Here is a 13558-nt window from a genome sequence, read left to right on the forward strand (position 1 = left end):
TATGTTGATGTATGCTATTTGGGGCAACAAATTGCAGGTATTATTTTTAAGACGTTGAAAACTTACCGAAGCTCATATTCTTCAAAGGGCGTGGTTAATTTAACATTACGAAAGTTCTCTTTTGCCTCGTCAAGTAAATCTTCAGGTTTATATCCAGGCCATAAATGCGTCAATAATAGATGCTTTACTCCTGCTATTTTTGCTATTATTCCGCATTCCTTAGCTGTAAGGTGGGCAACATTTTCATCTTTTTTATCTTCTGATAAAAGGCCTGCGTCCAACATCAGCAAATCAGCGTTTTTAGAAAAATCTAAAATACTATCGCACCATGCCGTATCCCCTGAATAGACAAATCGTTTTCCCTTGTTCTCAATTGATATTGCAAAATTTTTAACAGGGTGTTTCATCTCGGCAAAGGTAAACCTCAAATTCCCGAAATTTAAAACCATGTCTTTAGTTATGGGGTTTAAATCAAATATATTTTCTATATCTAGCCTGTTATATATGTCCAATGGGTCAGAAGGTGCGTATACAGTTATAATTTTATTCATATTTTCCCTTTTGTTTTTCAGATCAACAGCATATTGCAAGATTAGCATATCAGACATATGGTCATTATGAAGGTGGGTAAGTATTACCGCATCTATATCTTCTATTCTTATTGCCTTCTGGAGATTGCTCAATACCCCGCTTCCACAATCAATAAGAATATTATTTTCTCCTTCTTGTACAAGGTATCCGGAACATGCACCACCTGCAGCCGGAAAAGGGCCATAATTTCCAAGCACGGTTAACTTCATAATAAGCTATCTTCCTTTCTTTGGTTTTCTAAATTCTTTTATTTATCGAATTACTTTTTACTTAAACTTGTTTTATACTAATTTTATACTAATGTTAATATTGCAGTCAACACAATATATATATTTCATATACTCATTATATAATGGAATTTCACTTGTATGAGCTCTTTCTTCCAAAATCTCTCACATATGGTTTAACATTTATATCTACAGTTGCTTTACTGAAAATCTCCTCCCAATTATCCTTTACCTCTTCCCAAACTGCAGGGTATTTGATATGGAGTTGCTTGCCAAAACCTGCTACATCTGCCTTTAATTCTTTCTGTATCTTGTTTATTGTTTTTTCCATTATGCCTTTTACTTCTTTTTCAGCAGCAAGCTCTACCTTTTCTATAAATCCATCCTCGAAAGCATTACTTGTCATTACCCAATCTTCAGCTATAGTTCCCTCTATTTTACTTTCTACTGTAAATGAGATATTGTTTCCCAACACCTTAGGTCTGATTTTAGTATTAACATTATGAATCTCGTAGACAATAGTCTGTCCAGTATCCTTATCCTCTATTTTTACAATACCGCTTTCCACTTTTCCTGATATCCAGTTTAATCCATATGTTTCTTTTTCATCCAGCCATCCAGCCAACATATACGTGTCCCCTTTTATAACAGCAGCACCTCTAACCTCAAATATATCACCTTTACCGGCTGTTGTTTCGGTTACAATAATATCGCGCGGCGATTGTATACCATTGCGCATTGCTATCCGCTGAATGGTAAAACTTTTACTTCCCGCCATTTTTTCCGATATATCTCCTAATTTTTGTGTAGGCGGCATCCCTGGTTTGTATTTAGTATTACTTGAAAGCATCATTATATTAAAAGCAGGTATGTCTTCAAGATTTGGTGCTATCTCAAAAAAAAGGCGGGCTTCTCCTTCAGAAATGAGTATATTAGTATTCCTGGGTATTTCAGGATGGCGTAAAATAGCATTAAGTAACTTATACAAATTATAGGACTGTACCACCTTATCGCTTATTATAATAACTTTAAGATGCTCATAATTGGGTCTGCGGCTTTTAATATTTTTAAATTTTTCAAAAATCTCAACAACACTAGTTCCCTCCACTGATGTATTAGCATAGGGAGTTTTTTGCGTGGAGGTTACTTTTTCACCTCCTTCTACCCCTTCAGGTATAACATAATGTTGGGTTATGATGATAGAATTGTCATTTTCCGAACAGTCAATCGCAAGACCTACAATAATTAGTATTTCCTCAATTTCAATCCTGTCCCAGCATCCAGTTGAAACAAACAGCATAAAAATAAAAAGAATTATTATTAATAAAAGTCTACGTTTCATTCTCTTTTTTGCCCCATCCTTTCTTTCTTACAAAAGCAATTACATACAATAATGAGGGCATAATACCCGCTACTATTAATCCCAAATAGCCTATCAGGTCTCCCAGACTGAAAGTTTCCTTTAAGTTTTGGGGAAGGAGAGCGATAATATATATTAACGGATTTAAGGCATACACAAAAGTACCAAATTCCTTGTTAAAAACCTGGCACATACCCAAGCTTGCCACATAATGGGATGCTACGTATGTTGTATATATTGCCAGTACCCATATTATAAGAAAAAAAATCTGAAAGTTTTCAACGAATCCACCTGGATACTCTATAGAATTGACTAATGACGCCAGAGGCCATGTAAGTGTCTTTACTTCGTCTACAGTTAGGACACCTATTACTATTATTGAAATAACAACGTAAATTAAGACCGGGATTCCTGTACCAATTACGACCGCTTTAACAGCCTTGTGAGGCTCCTTCATAAAGGCAGTCAGTATCATTATAATCTCAAAACCGATGTAGCTCAATAGAGTTGCCTTCATGCCTTTTATTACAGGCAGCACACCCTTTCCAAGCACAGGGCGTAAGTTATCTAGTTCGAAATATTGAAGTCCTAGCAAAAGGATACTAAAAAATATAAATACAATAATGGATAAATATAGTTCAAAAGCACGTACAATCGGGTTTATTCCTCCAACTGTTAAATAGGTCCCTACACAAATAAAAGTTATTATGATTACTTCCATAGGTGTCCGCAGTAGCAGGTACGTACGTACAAGTTCAGCTAACATACGAGCTTCAAACCCTGCCACTATAACATAGAATATTATTGTTATCATACTAAGAATCCATCCAAAAAACTTTCCTACAATAATTTTATTATACTGAAAAAAGGTTTTCTCCGGGAACCTCTGGCTAAGTTTTACCGATATAATACCTAAAATAATTGAAAATACTCCTGCTAGAAGCACAGATAGCCATACATCCGGAGCATTCACAATTTCTACTGCCGGCCTTGTCATAACAAGTATTCCAGCACCAATTATTATTGATGATACGGCAACTGCTGCCTGTCCAGTTGAAATTTTATCCTTTGGATTATTTATTATAGTCTTCACCTTACCCTTCTAAGTTTTTATCCTACTTTTTAACCCATTTAATTCCTCTGCCTTGTCTTATCCTCTGTCTTCAGCATCTGGGGGCGTTTTTTCATGTTCATAACAGGTAGGCGGAGGACAAAGTCTTTCCAATCACCAGGCCTATATGGAATAAGCGGAGCTAAATAATTAACCCCGAAGCTTTTTAGTTTCACAAGATGCACGGTAAGCATGATAAAAAAAAGCATAACGCCATACAAACCCAGAAATCCTGCTGCGAATATAATAACGAAACGCAGAATGCGCAGAGGGATACCCAGCGGATATTGAGCCATTGAAAATGAGGCAATTCCCGTAAGAGCTACAACAATTACATAAACAGGGCTGACAAGCCCTGCCCTCACTGCCGCTTCCCCGATAACCAAGCCGCCTACAATTCCTACCGTCTGTCCGATGGTTTTAGGCAAACGAATACCCGCTTCCCTTAAAATCTCCAACGTTACTTCCATTAAAATCGCCTCTATTAGTGAAGGAATAGGAACGCCTTCCCTGGTGGCAGCTATAAAAATAGCAAGCTTTGTCGGTATTAACCCCTGGTGGTAGGATATTAGAGCAACATAAACACCAGGGAGAAATAATGAAATCATAATTACCAAGTATCTCAAAGCACGAATTAACGAGCTATATATCCAGCGTTCATAGTAATCTTCAACTGTCTGCATAAACATGGGTAAACTGGCAGGTAGAATAAGGACAAAGGAAGTATTATCCACTATTATAACAATACGGCCTTCCAGTATTGCAGAAACTGCTTTATCCGGTCGCTCGGTATATTGTACCTGCGGAAAAGGGGATAAAAAGTTGTCTTCTATAAATTGTGCCACCGTCCCTGCTGCAATAATCTGATCAACATCAATCTCTCCTATTCTACGCAGCACTTCTTTCACAATATCCTGGTTGGCAATTCCTCTTATATATGCTACAGCTAAATCAGTCCTTGTGCGACGGCCTAATTTTAGTTTTATTAATGAAAAATTTGGGTCCTTAATACGCCGCCGAATCATTGTAATATTGTCTTGAAAGGTTTCAACAAATCCATCCCTTGGTCCGATTACAGCTGCTTCAGTCATAGGTTCCTCAAGATTTCTAGTTGACCAACCCGGGGTTTTCATAATCAACGCTTTATCAATATTTTCAATCAATAGTACAGTATCCCCGGCAAGCACTTCAGAGATGCATTCATTTAATGTATTCGCTTCTTTAAGATCGCTTATGGTAATTACAGAATTTCTTATTCTTTTTTCAATTGAAACTGCTTTTCCAGTGTTACTACCATTATCCTTTTCTTTTGCCTTTCCTTCACAAAATTCCTTTAACAAGGGTTTTATTATATTTTCCTGCACAGTATTACGGTCAGCTAAGCCTTCAATATACATTACCGCTGCTCTAAATTCTAAATTTTCCGGCTTTAACATCCGTATAACCAGGTCAGGACTGTAACTTAACGCTTCCTCAATTGTTTTAAGATTAGAATGTAAATCCCGAGTAACAGGCATATTATTATCCAAATTAATATTTATATTTTTATTATTACTATCCTTTTTATCTTCATTTTTCATCCACTTAAACATGTTTATTCCTCTCTTTCCTGCATTTTTATTATGTGCAGGAGAGAAATAAATAATACTGTTTATGTGGTAGGTTAATTTACTCTTTCGTCCGGATTTGTCCCCTAATCCATTTAAATATCAAAGAAATTCCAAAAGGGATAATAAAGGCAAAAAATGCACCCAGCCATAGTTTAAAATCGAGGAGAGTATCAAATACTTTATTTAACGTATATAAGGTATAGATAATATATCACCTCGTAATTAACTTGCGCAAAAAAAGAAGAGACTATACAGAAAATATCAATACTATGAATAAAAGCTTTTATCTATCTTAACAAGCTCTTCACAAACTCAATACTTTGTGCAGTTTCTTTTAATGGATCTCCTATGCCCTCATACTCAATTGAAAGGTATCCCGTATATCCATTATCGTAAAGGAAATCTACTATATCTTTTAAGGGTACTTCCCCTTCACCTATAATTGTCCCCTGGTATTTAGAACCGTCAATGGAAGTATAAACTTCTTTGCCGTCCTCTACTTTTTTGAAATCTTTAAAATGTACAAAACCAATATGGTTTATTAAATTCTTGACCGCATCAAAAGGTTTTTCTCCCACTAATAAGAAATTGCCGGTATCTGTGTTAGCCTTCAGTGCATGGGAGCCAACTGTTTCTATTATCTCTTTCACTTGTATGCTCTTCCCTGCAAACAAACCGTGGTTCTCCAATACCATTGTAATTCCTTTTTCTTCTGCATAAGAAGCGCATTCTTTTAGGGAATCAATAATCCATGCTTTTCCCTGTTCATAAACAATGCCTTCTTTTGAACTGCCGCTAAATATTCTTAGATTTTCAGTTTGCAGCATTACCGCAGTATCAATCCCCTTTTTAACATATTCAACCTGTTTTTCCCTGTCTTCAAGTTTCTTCTGTACAAAATCATTTCCTATTGAATAACATGATACAGGTATTTTTATTTCATCAAGATACTTCTTTATTTCCAAGAGTGTTTCTTCATCTGTCCAAAAACAGTCTAGAAGTTCAATACCATCTACTCCCTTTTCCTCACAAAAGCCTATAAATCTACGCAAACTAATTTTTTTGCTAAAAAGAAGTTTTTGCGCACTCCATGCACTTACACCAAATTTCATAAAAAAACTCCCCTCTAATATTACTTAAGTATTACTTCCCGGTGAGTAGCTGCCGATTCATATATGGCATCTAGGATTTTCATAATTTCGACCCCATCCTCTACAGGATTCAAACATTCTACTTTACCCTGTACACAGTCTATGAAATGGGCAACCTCCCTCTTGAAATTAGCAGTAAATACATCGGATTCAGCACTATACCTGGGAGTGATATCAACCAGGTACCCTTCAAGTTCAGAGTAAATTTCCAGTTTTGGCTCCATCATAGCCCCGGACTTAGTACCGTAAAGGTCCAAAAACAGAAAATCGTCTTTTATATTTTGGCTGAAACTGGTTTCAACATACAAAACTGCTCCATTTTCAAACCTTATCATTGCAGTTGCCAAATCTTCCACATCACAGAATTCATCATAATCCATGGGTTTGTATCTATTTAATGCTTTGATATGGCTTCTTGGACCAATACCATCAAAAGTTGCTCCATAGACCGACACAGCCTTGGGTTTACCCATTAAAAACCTTACAAGGTCTATCATATGGACACCCAGGTCAATTAAAGGTCCTCCTCCCGACTTCTTTTTATCTGAGAACCATCCGCCAGGATTGCCGCACCTTCTTATACACCCCGTTTTGGCATAGTATATATCTCCAAGATAGCCTTTATCAATAAATTCTTTTAATATAGCCGTATTCTGACCAAATCTTCTTACAAATCCAACCATAAGAATTTTGCCGCCTTCTCTTGCTGCGCGCTGTATTTCCAGAGCTTCTTTTGTATTCATAGCCAGGGGTTTTTCGCAAAGTACGTGCTTTCCTGCATTCAAGGCTGCTATTGAAACAGGGGCATGCCCATTATTCCATGTGCAAACACTTATTGCATCAAGCTCTTTCAATTTAAGCATTTCATTATAGTCCGAAAAAACATGGGGAATAGCATATTTTTGAGCAAATGCTTCGGCCCTTTCTTTGTTTATATCGCATACTGCATAGACTTCAACATTGTCCAGGTTTCTATACCCTACCATATGTAGATTGCTAATACCTCCAGTACCTACAATTCCAACCTTTATTTTGTTCATCCTTATACCTCCCTGTAAATTATCATGGTAAACATTTGCTTATTATTAGTTATTGATATACTTCTATTGATATGCTTATATATTATCAAATATTGATATAATTGTCTTTGTTGTCTTATGCTTTTTTACTGTTTATATTTTGCTATTTTGCGGCTTGTTCTATCCTATGACTTATTCTTGCTATATAAAGCCTGATATTCCGATGGAGATATGCCTATATTCTTCCTGAAAGCTTTACTAAAAGAATTTATTGATTGGTATTGAAGCATTTCTGCTATTTCAGTAACACTTAAGTTTCCGTTTTTCAATAGTTCGCCTGCTTTCTCAAACCGCTTTTGATTATAGTATTCCTGAATACTAAGTCCCGTTTCCCTTGAAAAGATATGAGAAAGATATGAATAACTGTATCCCAGTTCATTTGCAATTTGCGTCAATTCTTTTATTTTAAATAGATTATTGTCAATATAATTAACTACCTCGTAGACAATATTTCTGTAGTTTGAAGCATCTTTATGGGGAATATATTCTTTTTCCCATTGCTCGAAAAAATTTCGATATGTTAATAATATCAACTGGTGAAGGCATATTTTGATCATTAAAGAAGAATACTCTTTCAGGTTAATCAGTTCATGGAATATATTTAAAAATGGAGTTTTAATATCAAACTTATCCTGTACAACAGGACATTTTACCTGGTAAAACATTTTTTGGATATGTGTAAAGGGGCTTTGGTCTCTATTATCATTATTGAAGGTAAATCCTACATAAAAATACCTAAATGGATCTACAAGGTCTGCCAATCCATTATGGAGTTCGCCAGGCATATTAAGGTATATATCCCCCGCTTTAACAGGGTACTTATTTTCATTGCTGGAATAATAACCTTTACCTGAAACAATATAGCTTATTTCATAGCAATACTGCTTGTGTTCACCTATAGAATACCCTCCACGGCAATACAAGTCTCCAATTTGATACAGGGTTATAAAATCATATATTTGAGGCTCATTATAAAATGTCCTGTCAAAATGAAACGTATTGCCGCCTGTCCTCTCCTTTATCATAGAAATAACCTGTACCTTCACCCATAGTTTTACGCTTTACTAATTTATGTCACAAAGCCCTATTCCAACAGCCTTTCTACACCTGCCTTCTGTAACAGCGTAGAGAGTACATAACCTAATACTGCACTAACCCCGCCTTGAATAAGATTAAAAGGCAATTCCGTAATAGCAGCTGTATAGCCGAAGGTTGGATCAACCAACTTTAAAACAGAAAGTTCAGCAATAAAATAACCTGCAACCATTATTAAAGTACCTATTATTATAGCTATAACTTTCCTGATTTCGTATTTTCCTGCACTCTTGTTATGTAATAAACTTTGTTCCATGCCCGTTTCAGTTTTATATTCCATATTACCTTCTTCATTTGCTTTGATGTCTTCACGCTTATAATGGGCTATTCTCCCTACAAAGTATCCCTCAAGACCTTTTACTATAAAGGTTATTGGTGCAAAAATCACCCCGCCGGGTGCAACAATATCAGCTAGAGCAGAGCCAAGGGCACCGGCAAGAAAACCACTGTTCTTCCCTAATAATACCGCCGTAACTATTATAACTGCATCACCGAAATTAATATAACCTGGTGGGACTGGTCCTGGAATACGTGTGAAAAACGTGGCTAAAAATACCAGGGCTATCATTACTCCATTTAATACTATCTTTTTTGTTGATATATTTTCCATATAACTTCACCTCACTTTTAAAATTGGTAATTAACATTTTATATACTTAGTCTCATGTATTTGCAAATCAACTAATTTTAATATTACAAAATTGGAAATTGTTTGTCAAGCAAATTCGCTTTGGCACTTAAGTTAAACCCAGTTCTCAAGATTTAATCCAGGAATCCTTTCAAACTCCCCAATATTATTTGTAACCAAAGTAAGTCCTTCACAAAGTGCATGAGCCCCTATCATCAAATCATATGCACCTATTACTTTACCCTGTTTCTCCAAATCAGCACGCAACTTTCCATATACGAAAGCTGCTTTTTCAGTAAAAGGTAGAATCTCTAATGGAGTAGTAAAACCTGCCAGTGCAAGTCGGTTTTTTTCAGTAAATTCACTCTTTTCAACTCCATATACAAGTTCAGCAAGAGTAATAGTTGATATACAAATGTTACCTGTTTTAAGACTATTAAATTTATTCAACACTTTAATAGGTTTTTGCCTAATTATATAGATACAAATATTGGTGTCCAGCATATACTTCATGTCTTAAATATCATCTCTTTGGTCAATTTCGGGTTGGTTCCTATCACTTAAATAATCTCCAGTAAAATAATCCAAACTTTTCTCCATAACTTTCCATTCAGAATCTTTTGGAATTAATAGTACAATGTCACCAAACTTTTTTATATATATTTCGGAGCCTTTAAAACGATATTCCTTAGGTAGTCGGACAGCCTGGCTCCTACCATTTATAAATAGTTTTGCCTTGTCCATAAATATCAACCTTTCTTTTTACGTTGGTATATACTATAGTATATACCATATATTTTCATTTGTCAATTATTTAATATTTGAGTTCCCATTTTTTAGGCCTTGGAAGGAGTTATACCATTTTCGTAGTAATTTTTTTGTAAAGGGGAGTGTAAAACTATGTCCATAAAACCTATCATGCCTAAAAGGAATATCCAATAGGGAATGGATAGGAGCACAGATGAGGGCTGATTTCTTGGGATGGTATGCAGGAATTAAAAGCCACACCAGCTGTCAGAGATTCTAAAGCATGCCTGCATGTTTTAGAGTCTCTGGCAGCTTTAGTCATACTTGCCATATACCTTCCAGGAATTTACCAACGAAATATAATTTGGTTTAGGGCAATCTCTCATCTACAGGCAGCATGGGAGAAAACTCTTTGTGAGGTTCATCCTGATACCAGTAAGCTACAGAACTCCAGTCATCACTACGGTCATTGGCATGCCCGTGCTCTATGCTAACCCTTATGTTTTTTTGGAAGATGATCGGATCAACAATGTGATAGCGGTATACACATACTTTCCCTTTACCGATATGCGCATCTCTGTCATCAATTTCACACCATGGCTGGCCACAATACAGGTGAGCTACTTTTTGCATTCCCCAGGCGTGACAAAAGTAATCTTCACTTCCCGTACCATGCATATCGGGGGGCCATACTCTTTCTCCATCCCGATCTATAAATATCATATCATCACCTTCTCCCCACCAGCCACCCTGGAGGTTATTAATACTCATATTTGTACCTATATAATGACCCCTGCCTTCCGCCTCAAGAATCAAGTAATTGTTAGTGTCACTCAAGTTAATTCCCTTGTCTTTGCCCTCCGAAGCCTTACAGGGGTTCTCCCTCCTCCACCTGGCATGGAGATAAACAACATCCTCAGGTAATAAATTATGTTCTTGATAGTCAATGTAAAAATACATTGTTATAGGTATTATCTGTTCATTAATGATTTCTACACGTGCACTTTTTATAAATGGCATTGGAAGCCAGCAGTTCATAGCAACCCTGGAACTTAATTTCCCTTCTATACCGGTATTGCATGAAGTACTGAAGGCAGCACATTGATAAGTATAGGCCCTTGAATGCCCTAGGCCGAAGAAATCTCCTATTGGCGAGTAGATGGAAGGATTTTCTTCATCATCCCAGTAAACTCGTATCAGTACTTTTCTTAATGTTAACGGGTCACATACTCTTGGGTCATTTTCACCATATCGGCTCCATATAGTAACCCAGATATGGCTGATAATCCCTGGACCTTTCAGACTTGCAATTACCTTTGTCTCACCCGGCTGTATACGCCATGCATCATTATTTCCGCCGGTCACATCATAACTGCTTATTCTCTTCGTCCGAAATGATTTTGCTGTAATTAGTGAATTCCATTGATTGTTATACATAAAAACCCTCCTGTGAATTAATTTATACATGCTTTATTGCTCCGTGGAATATGCCTTGATCCTTGATCTTTGAAGCCATCTTCATTCTGCTCTTCATTGCCTTATTCTTTACTCTGATTTATCCTACTATTTTGCATAAATATAACATGCCTTGTAAATAGTATGTCCTATATTGCTGCATACCATTATACCATAGCACGTATTATCAACTGTACTCTTCTCCCCTTTAATGATATTTATAAAGGTACCAGGGCAGCCTTCCATATGCAACGTCAGTTTTTTACCCGCCATAACCCAACTTACATGTCAGCTATTATCTAAAAAACTGTCCTATTGTCTTTATATTACATATGCTTTCTATACCCTCGCTTTCTTTACCCGTAAAACCTTAACCTCCAAGGGGTTGAAACAGAAATTTGCCTTACCTTCTTTAATATCCCCCGAACAGCCATCCATAAGGTTAATATATTTAATATATCTGGAACTAATATGAACAGGGCTTTCATGCATTTCCTCGCTGTTGTTAATTAGAATCAGTATATCATCATCTTTTTCATTTATCAGAAAACTTCCCTGTATCCTGCTGCTTTCAGTTTTTATACTGTTTTCGACTCCCTGTTCCCTGGCAATATCCAGCACAATTTCCTTCGCTCCTAAAAAAACCTCTTCTTCATCATTCCTGACAAAATCATCTCCTACACCAAGCTTGGGAGAATAGGATAGTCCGAGATTCAGACCCGAAATAACAGCTTTTCCCTTTCCAAAGATATTGAAGACAATACATGGTGTACTATCATCCACATAATACCCCAAGGGGGTTCCTGTTGTTACTTTAAAGCATTCTTTGAAATGGCTGTTGCTTATTGAATATACCTTGTTTTTATATGTGACCTTCACATTATTACCTTTGGCTGAATAAATATCTTTTTCCAGACAGCCGAATATGCTGTCATAACCACTCCCCGGGACTTTATCAGCCAGATGGAATGCCACATCGTACGGACAAAAATAGGGGTCAGATAAAATAGTTCCACCGTTTTCTACATAATCTGCCAGCACTTTTCTTGCATTAGAAGATAACGCAGAGGGCTGTGGGAGGATAACCAGTCTATATTTCTGAACCTTCGAAAGCTCCATAAAATCTTCATGCACGATATCCACAGGGATATTCTCTTCCCAAAACATTCTGTAGTAACCACTAGTGCAATCTATAGACAAATGGCTATTCCGGTGGTCACACCAATCAACAAGAAACGACCTCATGCTGAAAACTATAGCAATCTTTGCATCTTCAACCTGGGAACTTAAAAATAATGCATCGTTTTTTTGAATGATATCACAGATTTTCGCCACCATTTCCAGGTTCTCGGTTGTACCACCATCATAATCGGTTAGGGCAGGCGACCCAAACTCGGGACCATGGGCTTCTTTCCTGTACTGCCAGTATAAAACCCCCTTAACACCATGCCTGATAGACTCCCATGTCCATGTAGAAAGCACTTCTGGTTTAACTCTTCCTCTTCTGTTGAGGCCCGAGCCCCTGTCACCGGCACCAAGTTCCGACAGCCATATTTCTTTTCCATGGCCAGCACTTCTAGTAGCGTCAGTACTCAATCCCAACATTACATTATGTCTGTAATTATCAGGAAAAGCACTGTATCCCCATTTGTCAAATATTGTTGAATTTTTCCAATCATCAAATGCCATCGCCCCAATATTCGGACATGTTATGGTTCCACCGCCCCATGAATGAGCTATGACCGGTCTGCCATCATACTTTTTTATAATATTGGTCCTTCTTGTTATTTCATCCAAAACATTATCGATTGTAAACAGGCGAAAATCTATATAATCAGTATAACCGAATCTCCAAGTTGGAGGCCTCACTTCATCCCAGTCATTATGATGTCTTCCCCACGCTTCATTTAATGTATCAATCTCCCCATACTTTCTTTTGAGCCATTCCCTAAATTTTCTTCTTGTTGCCTGACAGTAGCAGAATATTCCTACGGGATTTTTTGCTAAATCAACCCACTGATGTGGTTCATTCATTGGTTCCCAAAAAGCTATTTCCTTTCTATTAGACAGGGATTTAACCACACTTGATATGAACCTCTCTTCTATGCCCTGAACTTCTTCATAGTCGTAGCAAAGCCCCGGCCAACCGCCGGAAGGCGTGTTGGGTCTTAATGATGGTTCGAAGAAAAAACCGTCCGAATTGACATAATAATACTGGGGATATTTCTTTATCAGCCATTCCGGAGCCCCATGGAGATGAAAAAGAAGTCCAACCTGCAGCTCATACCTTCCTGCAATATCCAAAAAAGTATGAAGATACTCATAATCAATTACATTCTCTGCTTTCTCCACGGTATTCCAAACTATCCATGCCCTTACCGTATTGAATCCGCACTTTTTGATCCGGGATAAATCCTTATCCCATTCCTTCTTTGCCGGCGTTTCACCTCTTAAATATTGTGTACCAAATATAAACACTTTTATTTCCCTCACATTATTAAATA

Annotated in this window: 12 protein-coding genes; all 12 read right to left on the minus strand. The window is 36.9% G+C overall.

What is annotated here, in order from left to right:
• Positions 1-62: 62 nt before the first annotated feature.
• A complete protein-coding gene (locus HPY74_07665) occupies positions 63-800 on the minus strand; it encodes an MBL fold metallo-hydrolase (GenBank protein NSW90541.1) in 738 nt (245 codons plus the stop codon).
• 151 nt (positions 801-951) lie between these two features.
• Positions 952-2160, minus strand: coding sequence for a Ger(x)C family spore germination protein (locus tag HPY74_07670; protein NSW90542.1), 1209 nt, complete (start codon positions 2158-2160; stop codon positions 952-954).
• A complete protein-coding gene (locus HPY74_07675; GenBank protein ID NSW90543.1) occupies positions 2150-3271 on the minus strand; it encodes a GerAB/ArcD/ProY family transporter in 1122 nt (373 codons plus the stop codon). The genes HPY74_07670 and HPY74_07675 overlap by 11 nt, the downstream gene beginning before the upstream one ends.
• A 38-nt stretch (positions 3272-3309) precedes the next feature.
• Positions 3310-4869, minus strand: coding sequence for a spore germination protein (locus HPY74_07680; protein NSW90544.1), 1560 nt, complete (start codon positions 4867-4869; stop codon positions 3310-3312).
• Between the two features lie 317 nt (positions 4870-5186).
• Entirely contained in the window at positions 5187-6011 is an 825-nt protein-coding gene (locus tag HPY74_07685; GenBank protein NSW90545.1) for a sugar phosphate isomerase/epimerase, read from the minus strand.
• A 20-nt stretch (positions 6012-6031) separates the two neighbouring features.
• On the minus strand, positions 6032-7090 hold the full coding sequence (locus tag HPY74_07690) for a Gfo/Idh/MocA family oxidoreductase (protein ID NSW90546.1): 1059 nt from the start codon (positions 7088-7090) through the stop codon (positions 6032-6034).
• A gap of 164 nt (positions 7091-7254) precedes the next feature.
• Positions 7255-8154, minus strand: a complete 900-nt coding sequence (locus tag HPY74_07695; GenBank protein ID NSW90547.1) for an AraC family transcriptional regulator — start codon at positions 8152-8154, stop codon at positions 7255-7257.
• 59 nt (positions 8155-8213) lie between these two features.
• Positions 8214-8834, minus strand: coding sequence for an ECF transporter S component (locus HPY74_07700; GenBank protein NSW90548.1), 621 nt, complete (start codon positions 8832-8834; stop codon positions 8214-8216).
• A 132-nt stretch (positions 8835-8966) separates the two neighbouring features.
• The gene (locus HPY74_07705) at positions 8967-9365 is read right to left on the minus strand and encodes a type II toxin-antitoxin system VapC family toxin (GenBank protein ID NSW90549.1); all 399 of its coding nucleotides are present in this window, start codon (positions 9363-9365) and stop codon (positions 8967-8969) included.
• Positions 9366-9368: 3 nt separating this feature from the next.
• Entirely contained in the window at positions 9369-9596 is a 228-nt protein-coding gene (locus tag HPY74_07710) for an AbrB/MazE/SpoVT family DNA-binding domain-containing protein (GenBank protein ID NSW90550.1), read from the minus strand.
• A gap of 372 nt (positions 9597-9968) precedes the next feature.
• On the minus strand, positions 9969-11036 hold the full coding sequence (locus HPY74_07715; GenBank protein ID NSW90551.1) for a DUF2961 domain-containing protein: 1068 nt from the start codon (positions 11034-11036) through the stop codon (positions 9969-9971).
• 357 nt (positions 11037-11393) lie between these two features.
• Complete coding sequence (locus tag HPY74_07720; GenBank protein ID NSW90552.1) at positions 11394-13532, minus strand: beta-galactosidase; 2139 nt, start codon at positions 13530-13532, stop codon at positions 11394-11396.
• Positions 13533-13558 lie beyond the last annotated feature (26 nt).

Source organism: Bacillota bacterium, assembly GCA_013314855.1.
GTDB lineage: Bacteria > Bacillota > Clostridia > Acetivibrionales > DUMC01 > Ch48.

Excerpts from the sequence above, each read along its gene's own strand:
- HPY74_07665 (NSW90541.1), bottom strand. The coding sequence starts at position 800 with ATGAAGTTAACCGTGCTTGGAAATTATGGCCCTTTTCCGGCTGCAGGT.
- HPY74_07670 (NSW90542.1), bottom strand. The coding sequence starts at position 2,160 with ATGAAACGTAGACTTTTATTAATAATAATTCTTTTTATTTTTATGCTG.
- HPY74_07680 (NSW90544.1), bottom strand. The coding sequence starts at position 4,869 with ATGAAAAATGAAGATAAAAAGGATAGTAATAATAAAAATATAAATATT.
- HPY74_07685 (NSW90545.1), bottom strand. The coding sequence starts at position 6,011 with ATGAAATTTGGTGTAAGTGCATGGAGTGCGCAAAAACTTCTTTTTAGC.
- HPY74_07690 (NSW90546.1), bottom strand. The coding sequence starts at position 7,090 with ATGAACAAAATAAAGGTTGGAATTGTAGGTACTGGAGGTATTAGCAAT.
- HPY74_07695 (NSW90547.1), bottom strand. The coding sequence starts at position 8,154 with ATGATAAAGGAGAGGACAGGCGGCAATACGTTTCATTTTGACAGGACA.
- HPY74_07700 (NSW90548.1), bottom strand. The coding sequence starts at position 8,834 with ATGGAAAATATATCAACAAAAAAGATAGTATTAAATGGAGTAATGATA.
- HPY74_07705 (NSW90549.1), bottom strand. The coding sequence starts at position 9,365 with ATGAAGTATATGCTGGACACCAATATTTGTATCTATATAATTAGGCAA.
- HPY74_07710 (NSW90550.1), bottom strand. The coding sequence starts at position 9,596 with ATGGACAAGGCAAAACTATTTATAAATGGTAGGAGCCAGGCTGTCCGA.
- HPY74_07715 (NSW90551.1), bottom strand. The coding sequence starts at position 11,036 with ATGTATAACAATCAATGGAATTCACTAATTACAGCAAAATCATTTCGG.